The organism is Mesorhizobium sp. M2E.F.Ca.ET.219.01.1.1, from assembly GCF_004016445.2.
Lineage (GTDB): Bacteria > Pseudomonadota > Alphaproteobacteria > Rhizobiales > Rhizobiaceae > Mesorhizobium.
This window is the reverse complement of record NZ_SADT02000001.1, coordinates 1116365-1133975: the sequence shown is the minus strand read 5'-3', so window position 1 is coordinate 1133975 and position 17611 is coordinate 1116365. Positions and strand designations below refer to the sequence as shown.

General features: G+C 64.9%; 15 protein-coding genes and 1 pseudogene. 9 read left to right on the top strand and 7 right to left on the bottom strand.

The genetic code is table 11. The annotated features are described in order from the left end of the window. Positions 1 to 45 precede the first annotated feature (45 nt). The 9 genes from EN862_RS05380 to EN862_RS05335 all read left to right on the top strand — a co-directional run bounded on the left by EN862_RS05380 (position 46) and on the right by EN862_RS05335 (position 8294). Positions 46 to 873: an AraC family transcriptional regulator gene (locus tag EN862_RS05380; protein WP_127863149.1), complete on the top strand. Its 828-nt coding sequence runs from the start codon at positions 46 to 48 to the stop codon at positions 871 to 873. Positions 874 to 978: 105 nt separating this feature from the next. Continuing rightward, a complete protein-coding gene (locus EN862_RS05375; protein ID WP_127863148.1) occupies positions 979 to 1422 on the top strand; it encodes an SRPBCC family protein in 444 nt (147 codons plus the stop codon). Positions 1423 to 1434: 12 nt separating this feature from the next. Then, entirely contained in the window at positions 1435 to 2229 is a 795-nt protein-coding gene (locus EN862_RS05370; RefSeq protein WP_127863147.1) for an FAD binding domain-containing protein, read from the top strand. Positions 2230 to 2287: 58 nt separating this feature from the next. Then, entirely contained in the window at positions 2288 to 2770 is a 483-nt protein-coding gene (locus EN862_RS05365) for a (2Fe-2S)-binding protein (RefSeq protein WP_126059994.1), read from the top strand. Positions 2771 to 2781: 11 nt separating this feature from the next. Next, the gene (locus EN862_RS37330; RefSeq protein WP_127863146.1) at positions 2782 to 4149 is read left to right on the top strand and encodes a xanthine dehydrogenase family protein molybdopterin-binding subunit; all 1368 of its coding nucleotides are present in this window, start codon (positions 2782 to 2784) and stop codon (positions 4147 to 4149) included. 1 nt (position 4150) lies between these two features. Next, complete coding sequence (locus EN862_RS37325) at positions 4151 to 5155, top strand: molybdopterin cofactor-binding domain-containing protein (RefSeq protein ID WP_127863145.1); 1005 nt, start codon at positions 4151 to 4153, stop codon at positions 5153 to 5155. Between the two features lie 7 nt (positions 5156 to 5162). Further along, entirely contained in the window at positions 5163 to 6044 is an 882-nt protein-coding gene (locus tag EN862_RS05350) for a MoxR family ATPase (RefSeq protein WP_127876786.1), read from the top strand. A 226-nt stretch (positions 6045 to 6270) separates the two neighbouring features. Further along, positions 6271 to 7407 carry a VWA domain-containing protein gene (locus tag EN862_RS05340; RefSeq protein ID WP_127868690.1) on the top strand — a complete coding sequence of 379 codons (1137 nt, stop codon included), beginning with the start codon at positions 6271 to 6273 and terminating at the stop codon, positions 7405 to 7407. Next, positions 7407 to 8294, top strand: coding sequence for an amidohydrolase (locus EN862_RS05335; RefSeq protein ID WP_189401071.1), 888 nt, complete (start codon positions 7407 to 7409; stop codon positions 8292 to 8294). The genes EN862_RS05340 and EN862_RS05335 overlap by 1 nt, the downstream gene beginning before the upstream one ends. 47 nt (positions 8295 to 8341) lie before the next feature. On the opposite strand, the gene EN862_RS05330 is transcribed toward EN862_RS05335, so the two are convergent. The 7 genes and pseudogenes from EN862_RS05330 to EN862_RS05300 form a co-directional block, all read right to left on the bottom strand. Then, positions 8342 to 8749, bottom strand: coding sequence for a carboxymuconolactone decarboxylase family protein (locus EN862_RS05330; RefSeq protein ID WP_127868688.1), 408 nt, complete (start codon positions 8747 to 8749; stop codon positions 8342 to 8344). Between the two features lie 369 nt (positions 8750 to 9118). Continuing rightward, positions 9119 to 10615 (bottom strand): sugar ABC transporter ATP-binding protein, encoded by a 1497-nt coding sequence (locus EN862_RS05325; RefSeq protein ID WP_127868687.1) that lies wholly within the window; start codon positions 10613 to 10615, stop codon positions 9119 to 9121. After that, on the bottom strand, positions 10615 to 11664 hold the full coding sequence (locus EN862_RS05320) for a hypothetical protein (protein WP_127868686.1): 1050 nt from the start codon (positions 11662 to 11664) through the stop codon (positions 10615 to 10617). The genes EN862_RS05325 and EN862_RS05320 overlap by 1 nt, the downstream gene beginning before the upstream one ends. Next, a complete protein-coding gene (locus EN862_RS05315; protein WP_127868685.1) occupies positions 11661 to 13784 on the bottom strand; it encodes an SMP-30/gluconolactonase/LRE family protein in 2124 nt (707 codons plus the stop codon). The genes EN862_RS05320 and EN862_RS05315 overlap by 4 nt, the downstream gene beginning before the upstream one ends. Before the next feature lie 98 nt (positions 13785 to 13882). Then, complete coding sequence (locus EN862_RS05310) at positions 13883 to 14908, bottom strand: sugar ABC transporter substrate-binding protein (protein ID WP_127868684.1); 1026 nt, start codon at positions 14906 to 14908, stop codon at positions 13883 to 13885. Between the two features lie 88 nt (positions 14909 to 14996). Continuing rightward, complete coding sequence (locus tag EN862_RS05305; protein WP_127868683.1) at positions 14997 to 15983, bottom strand: ABC transporter permease; 987 nt, start codon at positions 15981 to 15983, stop codon at positions 14997 to 14999. Between the two features lie 279 nt (positions 15984 to 16262). Then, positions 16263 to 17599, bottom strand: a pseudogene (locus EN862_RS05300) (MFS transporter). Between the last annotated feature and the right edge of the window lie 12 nt (positions 17600 to 17611).

Sequence of the window (17611 nt, the reverse complement as noted above, 5' to 3'; positions counted from 1 at the left end):
GGGCAGGCGAAGGGAGGCCAGTCGCCCGCGGGAGGAACGATACCCATGACGGACGCGATCAGGCTCTATTGGGGCCGGTTCGGACATGTTTCCGTGCTGAATGTCGCCAACGACTTCGTCACCCATGCCCATGGCGAGGCGCATCTCATCATCTGGCTGGAAGGCACGGCCGGTGAAATGACCATCGGCCGCGAGACGGTGCGGCTCGGACCAGGGACCGCGGCCGGCATCAACTCGTTCCAGCCGCACAGCCACGCGCTGTCGCATGACGGCAGGCCCGGCCTGTTCCTCGCCTTCTACATCGATCCCGATTGGGCGCGCCGGCGCCGCGACCTGCCCTCCTCGGCGCCGCTGTTCACGCAGGCCGCGATCGCGCTGGAGCCTTGGCTGCACAAGGCGGCGGCCAACCTGCTCGATCACCTGACCGACAATGAGAGCATCGACGACGTCGCCAATTACGAGATCGAGCGTTTCATCGACTCAGTGCTCGACGCAGCGGACGCTTCGTCGCCGCAGATAGCCCGTGCGCGCATCAACACGATGCTCGACTTCCGTGTCCGCAAGGCGATCCAGCTGATGAAGGCCAATGTCTGCGAGCGCATCTCCTTCGACGATGTCGCCCGTTCGGTCGGGCTCTCCCGGCCGCATTTCTTTGCGCTCTTCAAGGAACAGACCAACCTGACCCCGAACGTCTACTGGAACACGCTGCGCATGGAGGAAGCCGTGCGCCAGCTGCAGTGGTCGCAGGAGCCGCTGATTTCGGTCGCCTGCAATCTCGGCTTCACCACCCAGGGCAATTTCTCGCGCTTCTTCCGCGACCATGTCGGCGTGCCGCCGACGCTCTACCGCGAAGCAGCGCGGGCGACGGCCTGAGGCGCCTGTTTTTCCGACTAGTTGATACGCGCTCAAGACGCATTGATAAGCGCCGGCTCGTTAGCCGCCGTAGCCTTCTCCCGGTCTTTGCAGGGGAACCAGTCTATGGCGAAAGTCACCATTTCCAGCGTCATCGACGCGCCGGTCGAGCAGGTCTGGGCGCGCATCCGCGACTTCAACGGTTTGCCCGGTTGGCATCCGCGCATGGTGGAAAGCCAAATCGAGGACGGCAAGGACGCCACCACGATCGGCTGCGTGCGCAATTTCAAACTGGTCAGCGGCGCGACATTGCGTGAAAAACTGCTCGACTTCTCCGACGAGAATTTCCTGGTCAGCTACTCCATCCTCGAAACGCCGCAGCCGCTCACCAATCACAAGGCGACCCTGCAATTACGGCGCGTCACCGACGGCAACCGCACCTATGCCGAATGGACGGCGAGCTTCGACGCCGCGCCGGAAGACGCCGACAAGCTGGCCGAGGGCATGGGCGCCAATGTCTTTCAGGGCGGCTTCAACGCCCTGAAAGCCCATTTCGCCGGCCAGAGCTGACGGGATCGCGCCATGTCGCTTGCGCTGCAGACTTTTTCGAGCGTGAAAGATGCGAACGCCGCCTTGCAGGCCGCCGGCACGCGCTATCTCGGCGGCGGCACGCTGGTGGTCCGCGCTGCCAATGAAGGCGATGTGTCCACATCCAGCCTTGTCCGCGTCACCGATCCTGGCCTCTCGCGGATCGCTGTTGCCGACGGCGACGTCCGGCTAGGCGCCTCGGTCACCATGGCAGCGATCGCACGCCATCCAGAGCTTGCCGCACTCGCGCCGGCCGCGCGCGCCGTCGGTGGGCCGGCGATCCGCAACATGGCGACCGTCGGCGGCAATCTGTTCGCCCCTGCCCCCTACGGCGATTTCGCCGTGGCTTTGCTGGCGCTGGACGCGACCATCGTCACCGAAGACGGCGAGACGCCGATCGAGGCCTTCCTGGCGAGCCGCGACACCAGCCGCGCCATCATCACCGCTGTCGGCTTTGCATTGCCCAAGGTGGAGAGTTTCCGCTTCCTGAAAGTGTCGCGCGTCAAGCCGAAGGGTGTGTCGGTGCTGAGCATCGCCGTGGTCCTTGAGCGCACGGCCGACGGCACGGTGAGCTCGGCGCGGATCGCTTTGGGCTGCATGGCCGACCGGCCGATACGCGCCATCGCGGCGGAGAAGGCGCTGCTCGGCTGCAAGCTCGCGCCGGGAGAAATCGCGCCGGCGCTTGCAGCCGCAGGCGAAGGCGTCGCGCCGATCACCGACCCGATCGCCAGCGCTTGGTATCGCGCCGAGGTGCTGCCGGTCCATCTCGGCCGGCTGCTGCTCGGTTGAACATCCGTGGGGACGCGCGTCCGTCCGGTTCATCCGGGCAGGCGCGCAGGGAGGAAAAATGGCGAAGGTCCCGGTTCAATTCACGCTCAATGGCGCTGAAAAAGCCGAATTCATCGAAAGCGGCACGACGCTGCTCAACGCATTGCGTGACAAGATCGGCGACACCTCGCCTAAGGGCGGCTGTCACCAGGGCACCTGCGGCGCTTGCTCCGTCATCATCGACGGTGAGCTGAGGCTATCCTGCCTGACGCTGGCCGAAACCTGCAACGGCGCCGACATCAAGACCACCGCCGGCCTTGCCGAAGGCGGCGTGCTGCATCCGCTGCAGCGCGCTTTCCTCGATGCCTTCGCCACGCAATGCGGCTTCTGCACGCCGGGCATGATCATGGCGGCAAAAGTGCTGCTCGACCGCACGCCGAATCCCAGCCGCGAGGACGTCGTCGAGGCGCTGTCCGGCAACATCTGCCGCTGCACCGGCTACGAGCCGATCATCCAGGCGGTGCTGGTTGCCGCGCGCGCCAACTCGCAGAACGCCGCCTGAGGGGACGAGCCATGGAACTGCGCAAGGATTATTTCGCCGATGTCCGCAAGGACGGCCTGCATGAGATCGGCCAGCCGCGCCCACGGCTCGATTCGCCGGGACATGTCACCGGCAAGACCGCCTATTTCGCCGACCGGAACTTCCCGGGCATGCTGCATCTGAAGATGGTGCGCAGCCCGCACCACCATGCCCGCATCCGTTCCATCGATACGTCCGAGGCGGAGAAGCATCCGGGCGTCGTGCGCGTGCTGACCGCCAGGGACGTGCCGCACAATGTCTACACAATCCTGATCCTGATCCAGATCGGTCCCGAGGACGAAACCGTGCTTGCCGACGGCAAGGTACGCTGGAAGGGCGAGGCCGTGGTGGCGGTGCTGGGCGAGACCGAGCGCGCCGCGCAGGAGGCCGCCGCCAAGGTCAAGGTCGACTATGAGGTGCTACCCGCGGTCTTCGACATGGAGGAGGCGCTGAAGCCCGGCGCGCCTTTGGTCAACGAGTATCACGGCCAGAACTACTATCTCTATGACAGCGGCGAGTGCCGCAAGGTGCGCTTCGGCGACGTCGAGGCGGGCTTTGCCCAGGCCGACCACATCCTCGAGCAATCCTATCAGTCCTCGCCGATCGAGCACGCGCCGACCGAGACGACCGGCTGCGTGGTGGCGCCCGAGGGCAATGACCGCTTCACCTGCTACACCAACACGCAGGCGATGTTCTTCACCCTCGACAACGCCTCGATCATCCTGCAGATGCCGGGCTCGAAGCTGCATTTCGTCGGCGGCACGGTCGGCGGCGGTTTTGGCGGCAAGGTCGATGTCATCGTCGAGCCGATCGCCATTCTCGGCGCCAAGCTCACCGGACGCCCGGTCTCCTTCGTCTACAGCCGCGAGGAGGAGATGCAAATCTCCTCGCCGCGCGCGGCCGAGAAAGTCGTCATCAAGGACGGCGTGATGAGGGACGGCCGCATCGTCGCGCGCAAGGTGACCGGCTACACCGATGCCGGCGCCTACTCGCGCCATTCCCCATATGGCGCGCAGAAGGGCGCCGCGCATTATCCCGGGCCCTACACGATCCCGAATGTCTGGATCGACACTTACTGCGTCTACACCAACCGCACGCCTTCGTCGGCCATGCGCGGCTTCGGCGTCACCATCGGCGACTTCGCGCTGGAAGTGCAGATGGACAAGCTGGCGCGGCTGATCGGCATGGACCCGCTCGAATTCCGCTTCATCAATGCCTATCGCGACGGCGACATGAAGGCGCATCGCCAGCCGACCGAGGGCGCCGCGCTGATCGAATGCATGCAGGAAGCCTCGCGCGCCGCCAACTGGCCGGTGGCGGAGAAATACATGGCGATGTCCTCCTACAGGAAGGGAGCCTGAGATGGCGATCCGGCGTGGACGCGGCGTCGCCGCGATCAACTATCCGACCGGCATGAACCTTGGCGGCGACCCGACGCAGGCGCTGGTCCATTCGACGCCGACCGGCAATTTCATGGTGACGCTCTCCAGCGTCGATCTTGGCCAGGGCATGAAGCAGATCATGGCGCAGATCTGCGCCGAGACGATCGGCGTGCCGACCGACCGCGTCGTCGTCGACACCGCCGACACCGACACCGGCCCGCACTGCATGGGCACCTTTGCCTCGCGCGGCACGCACCGCGCCGGCAACGCCGTCATCCAGGCGGCCAAGGAGGCGCGGCAGGTGATGCTGGAAGTGGCGGCCGAGGAACTCGAGGTGAACGCCTCCGACCTCGAAACCGACGGCCAGGGCAACATCCAGGTGAAGGGCGCGCCGCAGAAATCGATCTCGATCTTCGATGTCGCGCTGTCGGCGCATTTCAAGCGCGGCCGCTCGATCTCGGGCCGCGGCATGTTCCTGATCCCGCGCTCCTATCCGGAAAAGGAAACCGGCGCGATGAAGCCCTCGACCTGCTACGCCCACGCCTGCACCGTGGCCGAGGTCGAGGTCGACGACGAAACCGGCGAAGTGACGGTGCTGACGGTGAAGAACGTGTTCGAGATCGGCCGCGCGCTCAACCCGAAAATGGTCGAGCAGCAGCTCGTCGGCGGCTCCTGGATGGGCATCAGCCACGCGCTCTACGAGACGACTGAGCCCTATTATCCGAACCGTGACCATGGCGGCACCGACTTCAACCAGTATCTGATGCCCGGCCCCGGCGATTTGGCGCAGACCGAGATCATCGTACTTGAGCGCCCCTCCGCCGACGGTCCTTTCGGCGCCAAGGGTCCGGGCGAGATGTGCGCCAACCCGCAAATCCCGGCCGTCGCCAACGCAGTCTTCGACGCGGTCGGCGTGCGCATCGACACGCTGCCGATCACGCCCGAGCGCATCCTGCGCGCGCTGAAGGCGCAGACCACGGGCTGAGGGAGAGATGACCAACGCCGACGCCGTTGCGGTCGCGGCTTCGCCGGAGGCGATAGCCGCGCGCCTTGCCGCCTCGCGCTACCTGGCTGACGACAGCCTCGCCACCGCGATCTTCCTGGCGATCCGGCTCGGCAAGCCGCTGCTGCTTGAAGGCGCACCCGGCGTCGGCAAGACCGAGGCCGCCAAGGCGGTCGCCGAACTGCTCGGCCGCGAACTGGTGCGCCTGCAATGCTACGAAGGCATCGACGCCGGGCATGCGCTGTATGAATGGAACTACCAGCGGCAATTGCTCGCCATCCGCCATGCCGGCGAGCACGAGATCGACATCTATGACGACCGTTTTCTCATCGCCCGGCCGCTGCTGCAGGTGTTGCGCGCACCTGAACGGCGCGTACTGCTGGTCGACGAGATCGACCGTTCGGACCACGAGTTCGAGGCGCTGCTTCTGGAATTCCTCTCCGACTTCCAGATCAGCATTCCGGAACGCGGCACGATCCGCGCCGCGACGCAGCCGATCGTCATTCTGACCTCCAACCGCACGCGCGAGCTGGCCGAGGCGTTGCGCCGGCGCTGCGTCTATCACTGGATCGGCTACCCCGACGCCCAGCGCGAGGCCGAGATCATCATGCTGCGCTCTGGCCATGTTGCGGAGGCGACCGCGCGAGCCGTGGCGAATGCCGTGCAGCAGATCCGGGCGCGGCCCCTTGCCAAGCCGCCGGGTATCGCCGAAGCCGTCGAATGGGCGAATGCCGCGACCATCCTCGAAAAAGGCGGGAGCCCGTGGCCGGAAGCCTTCCGCCGGGCCATTGGCGTGCTGATCAAAGACGAGGAGGATCTGTCGGCAGTTGCGCCGGAGCTGGGGAGGATTGTCGAGGAGGCGCTGGCGTGATGAGCAATCGCAACGCGCTAGCGCGATACCTCAGCTCCAATGCGCAGCGCTGGCGGGACAGCACCCCCCTCTGGCCTGCCGGCCATCTCCCCCGCAAGGGGGGAGATCGGACGTCACGCGGGCTTTCGCCAAACCTCAACGTCGCAGCATCGAGCGAAGCGTCGAAACTGCCAATCTCCCCCCTTGCGGGGGAGATGTCCGGCAGGACAGAGGGGGGTGTGAAGGAATGAGGCGCCCGGAAAACCTGCGCCCTGCCGCCGCCCCTTTTCTCGGCTTCGCCCGTTTGCTCCGTGATCACGCCTTTCCTATTGCCCCAGAACAGACCACCAGCTTCATGCAGGCGGTGACGCTGCTCGGCCCGCGCTCCATGGACGACATCCATGAGGCAGCCCTAGCCACGCTTGCTCCCTCGCCCGACCGTCGCGGCGAATTCGAGGCGCATTTCCGCGCCTATTTCTATGGCGACGCCAAGCCTATGACCGAAGGCGAGGAGGACGACGAAACCCGCGTCATGGACGATTGCGGCACGCGCGAGGAAGAGACCCAGATCGCGCGCCAGGAGAAAGGCGGCGAACTCTCCTCGGCACTCGAGCAACTGAGCAGCCGCGATTTCCCGGGCGACGCCGATGGTCTCGGCCAGTTCCGCCGCAAGCTCGCCGCCACCCTGCCCGCCCGCCGTTCCTTCCGCACCGTGCGCACTCGCTCGCGCGGCACGCTCGACCTTCGCCGCTCGCTCAGCGAAATCGTCAGCGCCGACGGCGACATCCCCTCGCCATTGCTGCGCCGCCGGCAGACGGTGGCGCGAAAACTGCTCCTGCTTATCGACGTTTCCGGGTCGATGAAGCTGCATACCGCCGATTATCTCAAGCTGGCGCACGCGGCGGTGCAAGGCGCGGATCGCGCGGAAGTCTTCACCTTCGGCACCCGCCTCACCCGCATCACCTCGGCGCTGCGCATCCGCGATCGCGAGCAGGCGCTCGCCCGCGCCGCGGCGCTCGTCGACGATTGGGACGGCGGCACCCGCATGGGGCCGACATTGCTCGCCTTCCTGTCCGTGCCGCGCTTCTCCGCCTTCGTGCGCGGCGCCTGCGTCGTCATCCTCTCCGATGGCCTGGAACGTGGCAGCCATGCCGAACTGGAGATCGCGATGCGCCGGTTCAGCGCCCGCGCCTTCCGGCTGTCGCTGGCGACGCCGCTCGCCGGCGATCCGCGCTTTCGCCCGGCGACGGCCGCACTTCGCGCCATCCTGCCGGTGCTTGACGATCTGGTCGACGGCTCGTCGCTGAAGGGCCTGTCCGACTTCATCCTGTCGCTCGCCCGCCCAGCGCCTGCGGCCGAGACCATTTGGAAAAGGGTATCGTGATGCAGAAAGCCATCGACGCGCATTTCCACATCTGGCGCCAAAAGGACCAGCCCTGGCTGGTCGGCCCGATGGTGCCGCGCATCTTCGGCCCCTACGAGCCGATCCGCCGCGATTACCCGATCACAGAGTTCCTCGAAGACCAGAAAGGCTCGGGCGTCGAGAAGGCCGTCTATGTCCAGACCAACTGGGCCAAGGAGGATTTCGAGAAGGAAGTCGCCTTCCTGCAAAAGACGGCGCAAGAAACCCGCTGGCCGCACGCCATCGTCGGCTATGCCGACATGACGGTCGACGACGTCCGCCCGCAGATCGATCGGCTGATGAAATACCAGCTGCTGCGCGGCGTGCGCATGCAGTTGCACTGGCACGAGACGCCCGCCTTCCGCTTCGCCGCCTCGGCCGACCAGGTGATCGATCCGAAGGTGCGTGCCAATGTGGCGCGGCTGAAGGATTACGGCCTCTCCTTCGACCTGCAGCTTTTTCCCGCGCAGATGAAGGACGGGCTGACGCTGGTCGGCGAGAACCGGGAGACGAATTTCGTTCTGACCCATGCCGGCATGCTGACCGGCATGGAGCCCGAAACCACGGAAGCATGGAAGGCGGGTCTCCGCACGCTTTCGGCAGCGCCCAACTTCTACGCCAAGCTGTCGGGACTCGGCACGTTCGTCCACCGCAACGACCCGGAACTGATCGCCTATATCGTCGACAACGCGATCGAAATCCTCGGCAGCGACCGGCTGATGTTCGGCTCGAACTTCCCAATCGAGAAACTCTGGACCAGCCATGCCGAGCTGATCAAGGCGCACCGCGCGGCGGTAGCCAGGCACGGCGCGCAAGCCGAGGCGGACATCTTCTGGAATACGGCGAAGAGAGTTTACCGGCCGGTTTAACGCGGCTTCTTCCTTCTTCCCTTGTGGGAGAAGGGAAAGTCGGCGCTTCACTTCACCTCGAATTGCGGATCGAGCGGAATCTGCATCGCCGTCACGAGGTGGTTGGTCTGGCCGGCGAGGCCGATGATCGACACCAATTCACCATGCTGCGCGTCGGTCATGCCCTTGGCCCGCGCGGCGGCCGTATGCGAGTGAATGCAATAGGAGCAGCCGTTGGCGGTCGAGACCGCGATATAGATCATTTCCTTGGTCAGCGGATCGATGGCGCTGTCGGCGACCATGACAGCCTTGAGCTGCTCCCACACCCGCTTCAGCGCTGCCGGATCGTTGGCCAGCCCGCGCCAGAAATTGTTGACGAAATCGGACTTCCGCGTCGCCCGAATATCGTCGAACACGGCCTTCACCGCCGGGATCTTTTGGACCTCGGCATCGCTGAGCAGTTTTGTGGTGGCCATGGAACATCCCTTCGTTGAATCGGTGGATCAGGTCTTTGAATCAAGTGTCGAGCATAGACGGCTAAGCGGATTATCCGATTCAGTTTTTAGCTCGAAACAGCACACTGCCGCATAGGCCGTCGAAGCACCTCAGCCTCGTCATTCTAGGGCGGAGCAAGGAGCGAAGCGACGCAGCGCAGACCCTAGAATCCATGCCGTGACCTCGCGCGAAGGGTGCAGCGGAGCAGAATTCTGGGCAGCTGCGCATACGGCGAAGGTAACGGCATGGATCCTCGGGTCTGCGCGCGTCGCTTCGCTTCTTGCTCCGCCCGTGGATGACGAAGGGATCGACGATTCGGCAAATTGTCGAAGTAGCCACCAGCCAGCATCCTAATGCACCGCCGCATACATAATCTTCTCCTCCGTCGCCTCCGCCGGCGAGAACTCCTCGACGATGCGGCCTTGCCGGCAGACCAGGATGCGATCGGACAGGTTCATGATCTCGGGCAGGTAGGACGAGATGACGACGACGGCGAGACCTTCGTCGGCCAGCCGGTTGATGATCTGGTGGATCTCGGCGATGGCGCCGACATCGACGCCGCGCGTCGGCTCGTCGAGGATGACGATGCGCGGCTGCTGCACCAGCCCCTTGCCGATCACCACCTTCTGCTGGTTGCCGCCGGAGAGCTCGACCACGCGCGCATTGTCGTTGATCGCCTTGATGTTGAGTGTCTTCGTCCATTCGGCCGAGAGCTGGCGCATCTCCTGCTGGTTGATCACCCAGGCCTTTTCACGGCCGGCGGCGAGCAGCCCGCCGAACAGGTTCTCCGCGATGCCCATCGTCTCGAAGATGCCTTCGCTCTTGCGGTCCTCGGTGACGTAGACGATGCCGTCGGCCACCGCCTCCGCCGGCACGAGGTAGCGCACCGGCTTGTCGTCGAGCTCGATCGAGCCGCCACGCAGGAAGTCGCGCTTGTAGATGCCCGACACGATCTTGAACGTCTCGGTGCGGCCGGAGCCGATCAGCCCGAATACGCCGGTGATCTGGCCTTCGAAGATCGAGAAGGAATTGTTGCGAACGATGTTGCTCATCGAGATGTCCTGCACCGACAGAACTTTCTTGCCGGCCTTGCGCAATTTCGCCTCGTCGCGCTGGCGGTAGATCTGTCCCGACAGCGAACGGCCGACCATGGCGGCGACGATCCTGTCGCGGTCGAAGGCCGATGTCTCGTCGGTGATCACAAGCTCGCCGTCCCGCAGGATGGTGATGCGGTCGGCGATCATCAGCGCCTCTTCCAGCGCGTGGCTGATGAAGACGATCGACACGCCCCTCGCCTTTAGCCGGCGGATCAGCGCGAAGAAGTGCCGCTTCTCCTCCGGCGTCAGCGTCGCCGTCGGCTCGTCGAAGATGATGATCTCGGCATTGTGGTGGACCGCGCGCGCGATCTCCACCATCTGCCTTTTGGCGGCACCGAGCGTCGCCACCATCGCATTCGGGTCGACGGGAAAGTTCAAAGACTGCAGGAATTGCTGCGCCGAGATGTAGGTGCCCCGCAACCGGTTGAGGAACTTCTCTGTGCCGAGATAGAGGTTCTGCGCCACCGTCATCGACGGCACCAGGCTGGTCTCCTGGAACACCATGGCGATGCCGGCTTCAAGTGCTGCATGCGGTGACGCATACGCCGTCTCGACGCCCTTGTGGAACATCTTGCCCGAAGTCGCGTCGACGACGCCGGCGATGATCTTGGTCAGCGTCGACTTGCCGGCACCGTTTTCGCCGAGCAGCGCGTGGATCTCGCCTTTCCTCAGATCGAAGCTGACGTTCTTTACCGCCGGCACGCCGCGATAGGTCTTGGTGACGTTTTCCAGTCGGACGATCGGTTCCATCAGAAACCTCCCGTATCGATTGCCAGCACGCAGTCGCCGCCTTTCGCGGCGACGAACAGGCGGCCATCCCGTTCGGCCACGCTGCAGATGCCGTGGCGCGTGCCGTTGGCGCGGCTGTGCAGGCTGAATTGCGGCTGCAGGGTCCGGTCGAGTTTCACGACGAGCCCGTAGGAGCGGCTGGGCGACCACGGCTTGTGGATGCCCATCGTGCGGATACCGCCGCATTGCAGCGGCTCGAGGAAGCTGCGGTTGGAAGCCAGCGCCGGCGCGATCCAATAGGCCGGCGGCAGCTGGTCGATCATGTCCTGGCAATAATGCGTTTCCTGCAGCACGAATTCGATCAGCCGGTTGCGCGGCGCAAACAGCGTCAGCCAAGCGCCACCGTCGCCGGCCGGCGAAAGCCGCGCGGGATAGCCGGGCAGATGCGTCAGCACCGTCGACCGGTTTCCGCTCGCGGCGTCGAAGCGGACAAGCTGGTGGCGCCAGCTTTCGCTGACCAGCACGTCGTTGCCGATCGGGTGAAGCCCATAGGGAAAGGCGACGTCGCCGGCGATCCGCTGGAAGCCGATACCCCCCGGCCCGCAGCGCCACAGCGACCCGGACGCGCCCTTCTTCATCAGGTCGGCCGCCCATTGTGACGGCGCATGCTCGGCGGAACCATTGGCCAGCCACAGCGTGCCGTCACTGGCATAGGCAAGCGCGGTGATGCACCGGACTTCGGCAGACAACGAGACTTCCTTGCCGGCGATCAGTAGCTTGCCGTTTTCGAGCCCGACGGTCAGATCGCCTGATGGTGACAGGGCCAGCGCGGCGACGGAGGATTGAAAGGTCTCGACCACGACCGGTTCGGAACCGGCCGCGACCGCAAGGACGGCGTTGCCGCTGGAGACGAGCAGCCGGCCGTCGGCCGCCAGCAGATTGTCCGGCTCGCTCAATTCGGCGAAGGCCGGCGCATCGTCCAGCCGCGTGTTGGGACGGAACGCGCCGTCGAGCGGCGGGATGGTGACCGCCTTGCCGCGGAAGACATCCAGGATCGGATCGAGGATCATGGCTTGCCTCCCCAATAGGAAGCGGGGCTCGTCCAGTTCGGGTGGGCGCCCGAAATCTTGTAGCGCCCGATGCGGTTGTTCAGGATGCCGCCGACGAACAGATAGCCCTTGTGCTCGCGCATCGAAGTGACCATCGGATGCGCGTTGCCCGAGAGATCGCCGAGCGTCTCGACGATGCCGCCCTTCTCGTTGAACTTCACCACGCCGCCTGTGTTGATGTTGGGAAACAGCCATTCGTCCTGCGGCAGGCGCCGCGTCATGCGCTTGCGCATGTCGGGGTGGCGCAGCGACAGGTCGAAGCTCGGCGTGCGCATGCCGAGCCAGGCCATCCAGTAATTACCGTCGGAGGCGCGGTTGATGTTGTCGGGATAGCCCGGCATGTCGCGGATGACGCATTCGGCGGTGCCGGCCTTGGGCCCTTCCAGCCAGTAGCGATGCACGCGGCAGGCCCAGCTCTCGGCGAAGAACAGCGACTTGCCGTCATGCGCCATGCAGACGCCGTTGGTGTAGCGGTAGCCGTCCAGCAGCGTCTTCGTCGAGCCGTCCTTCGGGTCGTAGACCAGCAGACGTCCGGTGGCGCGGTTCTCGATCGAGTCCAGCGCCCAATCATGCGCGTCATAGCGCTTGGTCGAGTCGGTGAAATAGATGCGGCCGTCCGGCGCGATGTCGCAATCGTTCGGGTCGCGCAGGCGCGCATCGTCGACGATCGAGGTCCAGGAGCGCGCCGTCTCGGCCGAGAGGCGCTTCACCTCCCGCTCCGGCGAGACCGAATAGAGCCCCATGGCGCCGACGCAGCTGATCAGATTGCCTTGCTTGTCGAAGGCAAGACCCAGCGGAAAGCCGCCGATATGGGCAAAGACTTCCGAGCGCTTGTAGTCGGGCGCGAAGAAGCGAACGATCTCGCCATGGCGCGTGCCGCAATAAAGATGATCGTCGCGATCGAGGATGACGTCCTCAGGACCTTCCAGCTCGCCGAGCCCTATATGGTCCGCCGCCGAGAGCCGGTTGTCGAGCTCGTAAGGCGTGCCGGAGCCGGGCGCGGCCGATTGCGTCTCGCCCATCTTGAGATAGACCGGCGCGACATAGACCTCGTTCAGCACCTTGTGGCGGTTCTTCAGCCAGCGGATGTCGATGGTGACGGCGACCGCGAGCAGGATGCCGAGCACCATCTGGTTGGTGCCGGTGCCGTAGCCCAGCCGGATCAGGCCATTGGTCATGGTGAGCACGATGATGGCGCCCATCAGGCCCTTGACCACTGAGCCGCGCCCGCCGCCAAGGCTGACGCCGCCCACCACTGCCGCCGTCAACGCCATTATTTCCAGGTTGAGGCCGGTGCCCGGGCCCGCCCCGCTCAGCCGGCAGGCGATGAGGAAGCCGCCGATCGATGAGCAGAAGCCGGAAAAGACATAGGTCATGAACACGGTGCGGCGCACGCGGATGCCGGCATTGTGCGCCGAGCGGCGAGAGCCGCCCACCGCCAGGACATGCCAGCCCGGTCGCGATCGCGTCAGCGCGATGTGGGTGACGATGGCGAGGATGACGGCCAGCCAGACCGAGACCGAGAGCCCCCAGAATGTGCCGTCGCCGATGAAGTCGAGCACGTCGGACGAAGCCTGGGAAAGCTGCACGTCGGCGGCATAGGTGCTGACCAATATGTCGAACAGCGCCCGCCCGAAGATGAAGGTGACCAGGGTGGTGAGAAAGGCGCGCAGCCTGAGATACCCAACGAGGTACCCATTGATGGCGCCGAAGACGAGGCCGGTGGCCAACGCGGCGGCCAGGGCCAGCCATATCGACTGTTCGAGGATGAAGAAGGCATAGACGGCGGAGAAGCAGGACAGCGCGAAGATCGAGCCGACCGAGAGGTCGATGCCGCCACCCAGCATCACCACGGTCATGCCGATGACCACCAGGGAGAACTCGCCGAGCTGGCGTGTCGATTCCTGCAGCGAGGTCAGCTTGAAGAAGCCAGGAATGATCGAGCCGAACACGCCGAGCGTCGCCACCAGCGCCAGGAAGGGAATGGCATTGTCGGTCCAGCGCTTGGTCAAGATCTCGCCGATCAGATGGTCGGGCACGAGATTGTAGCGCCAGGCCTGGAGGCGTTCACGAAAGGTCATCGGCTGCGGCTGTCGTTCAAGCGGGAAAGAAGTGGCAACGGGAAAAGAGGTGGCCGGGGTGATCCGGCCACCTCGTGGATACCATCCGGACGCGCTGTCTATTTCGCCGCCGCTTCGGCCTGCAGCGCCTTCAGGTCCCAACAGCTGTCGGGCTTGAGGTCGGCCTTGGTCGTCGCCTTCTCCAGCGTGTAGATGTAGGTGTGCGAGGTGCCGGCCGGCTGGCCGCTCTGCAGCAGGAACTTGATGATGGCGTTCATGTCGCCGGACTGGCGGGCAAGATCGGTCATCACCACGGCGCCATAGGTGCCGTCGTTCAGCTTGTCGCAGTCGGCCGCCTTCTCGCCGCCGCCGGTGGTGACCAGGAACACCTTGCCATCGAGCTTGGCGTCGCGGATCGCGGCCGAAGCGCCGGTGGCGTCGCCGTCCCAGAAGTCGATGATCGAGCAGATGTCGGGGTGCTGCTGCAGCATCGTCGTTGTCACATTGCGCGACGTGGTCGCGTCCCAGTTGGAATCCGGCTTGGCGACAACCTGGAAGTCGGAATGCTTCTCCAGCACCTTCATGATGCCGGCATACTGGTAGAGGCTCGACGAGTTCGCCTGGTCGCCCTGCACCAGCCCGATCTTCTTGGACGAATTCTCGCCGCAGCCCTTGATCGCTGCTTCCGCTTCCAGCTGGCCGAGCTTGTCCCAGTCGCTCCCGACGAAGGCATCGGCCGGGAAGTTGGCCGGGTTGTCGACCAGGATCACATAGGTGCCGGCAGCCTGCGCCTTCTTCATCAGCTTGGAGTAGGAATTGAGGTCAGGCGCGTGGATGATCAGAACATCCGGCCGGGTGTCGGAAGCGATGGCATCGGTGATCGCCTGCGCGCCGGCATCGACAACCCAGTTCGGATCGCGGGTCTCGAACGTGCCACCCCAGGCCTCGACTTCCTTCTTCAGGTAATGCGCCCAGCCCTGCGCCAGGTCGAAGCCCATCGCCAGCGGCACCAGCATGACGCGCTTGCCGTTGAGCGCCTTGGCATAGGCGGCCGGGCCTGGATCGTCGGCGGCAAAGCTCGGCGCCGCGAAGGCGGTAACGGCGAGCGCCGTGGCGGCGGCCATCAATGTTTTGAGTAGTCTCATGTCACATCCTCTGGTTCGGTTTTCATTGCCGCGCGATCGTCGCGATCGCTCCGGGTACCCCAAAGCAAGATGGGCCAGCCCATCGGCTCTAAATGTCGCCCTGCTGCGCGGTCTGCTCGTCGCGCGGATTGATGATGCCGTCGACGATGATGGCCCCCAGCAGGATCGCCGCCTTGATCAGGTTCTGATAGAGCAGCGGAATGTCGATGATGGTCATGGCATTGAGCAGGATGCCGATCAGCGCCGCCCCCACCAGCACGTTGCGCACCCCGCCCCTGCCGCCGGACAGGCCGATGCCGCCGATCACCGCCACCAGCACGATGTCGTAGAGCAGCGTCGAATTGACGACGCGCGTGTTGATCGAATGCAGGCTGGCCGCCGTGAGCAGGCCGGCGATCAGCGCCACCACGGCCGAAAGCGCGTAGCGCAGCACCAGCATCGGGCGCACCGGAATGCCGATGTTGCGCGCCGCGACCGGGTTGTCGCCGGCGAAGTAGATGAAGCGGCCCCATTTGGTGTAGCGCAGGAACAGGAAGACCAGGAACGCCAGTCCGGCGAAGACGAAAACCTCGACCGGAATGTCGAGGAAGCGCACGCCGCCGAGCAGTTCCACCCAATGGCCCTGCGGCACGGGAACGGCATCCTGCGTGATCAGTTGCGAGCGCACATAGCCGAAGACGAAGGAGCCAGTGGCCAAAGTGACGAAGATCGCCGGAACGTCGGCATAGGCGACCAGAAAGCCGTTGAGCAGGCCGATGGCTAAAACGCCCGCCAGCACATAGGCGAAGGCCAGGCCGTCCGAGGTGCCGGTGTTGAGCAGTTGCAGGTACCAGGCAACCGACATCGCCATGATCGCCACTGCCGACAGGTCGATGCCGCGGCCGATGATGACGACCGCCATGCCGAGCGCCAGAATGCCGAGCACCGAGACGGATCGGACGATGGCCACCAGATTGTCGGCGGTCAGGAACCCGGGCAGGCCCAGCGCAGCGGCGGCGAACAAAAGGATGGCGATGGCAAAGACGATGCCTTCCTGATTGAGGCGCCTCCAGTTCGGCCAGCCGATCGCGTTCATCGCTTATGTCTTTCGCCCCAACGGCAAGGTTTTGCCGGCCCTCACCCCACACGAAAGCTAATCGGCCCGACAGCGGGTAGTCAAATGAATCCACGTTCAAGAACCGCGCCTCTCCGACTATTTTCCGAGTGGACGCATCGATTGCCGCAACTGGCGCAATAGACGGAAACTCTTGAGCTTTTGGCAATCCGTTACCTCGATCGCGCGGCCGGCGGAAGAGCCCGTTCGAAGGCAGCGCGGCCGGCGCAATTTGAGTCCGCGAAATCCCCCGGCGCGACCTCAATTGTTCGTCGAATGCCCCGAAACCTCGGCGCCGGCGTTGGCCGGCAGCACCAGGAAGCGCATCGCCGCGGCGAGACCGAGCAGGCCGATCGCGACGAAGGTGATTCTGAAGTCGACGAGGTCGGGCAAGGCTTCGCCCCTGAATATCTGCGACAAATTGAGGATCGCCGCCGCGATCGCCACGCCGAACAGCATCGATATCTGCTGCAGCATCGAGGACAGCGTCGCCGCCGAGCTCCGCTGCGGCGCGCCGATATCGGCGAAGGCGAGCGTGTTCAGCGCTGTGAATTGCATCGAGCGCGTGAGACCGGCGACCAGCATCAGCGCCACCTGAGACGTCTGCGGCGAGATCGCTCCGCAGGCCATGATCGCCAGCGACGCGATCGACCCATTCACCACCATCACGGTGCGGAAGCCGAAGCGCCTGAGCGTCGGCGTCGTCACCGTCTTCATGCCGAGATTGCCGAGGAAATAGGCCAGCACCAACAGGCCGGCATCGACTGGACTCAGGCCGAAGCCGACCTGGAACAGCAGCGGCAGCAGGAAGGGCGTGGCGTTGATCGCGACGCGGAAGACCGTGCCCGCGGCAAGCGTCGAGATCGCGAAGGTCAGCACCTTGAAGGCCGAAAGGTCGAGCAGCGGATGCCGAGCCTGCAAGAGGTGGCGAACGGCGAGCCAGCCGATCATGATGCCAATGCCGATGGAGCCTACCGTCGGCAACAAGCCGTTCTCGGGATGCGCGAGGCGTTCGAGCCCGTAAAGCATCACTGCAAGCCCGAGCGAGGTGAGGAAAAAGCCCGGCCAATCGAATGGCTTGGCCTCGGAATCGCGGTCGCCCGGCACGAAGCGGGCGACCAGCGCAAGCCCGGCCAGCCCCAGCGGCGCGTTGATGAAGAAGTTCCAGTGCCAGGAGAGATAGGTCGTGATGAAGCCGCCAAGCACCGGCCCGACCACCGGCGCGAACAAAGCCGGCTAGGTTATCAGCGCCGTCGCGGCGATCAATTCGGATTTCTCGGCGTTGCGCAGCACCAGGATGCGGCCGACCGGCGTCATCAGCGCGCTGCCCAGGCCCTGCACGATGCGGGCGGCGACGACTGGGTCAGGCTCTGCGAAAACCCGCAAGCAACCGAGGCCAGCGTGAACAGCGCCATCGCCAGGAGGAAAATATTGCGCGCGCCAAAACGGTCGGCAAGCCAGGCCGACAGCGGCACGAACACCGCCATGGTCAGCATATGCATGAAGAAGGCGACCGCCACGATCAGCGCGACACGACGCGCCTGACGTGCGGAATTTGCGGACGGGGACACGGCTGCGTTGTCGGGGATGCTGGTCATGACGCGGTGGTT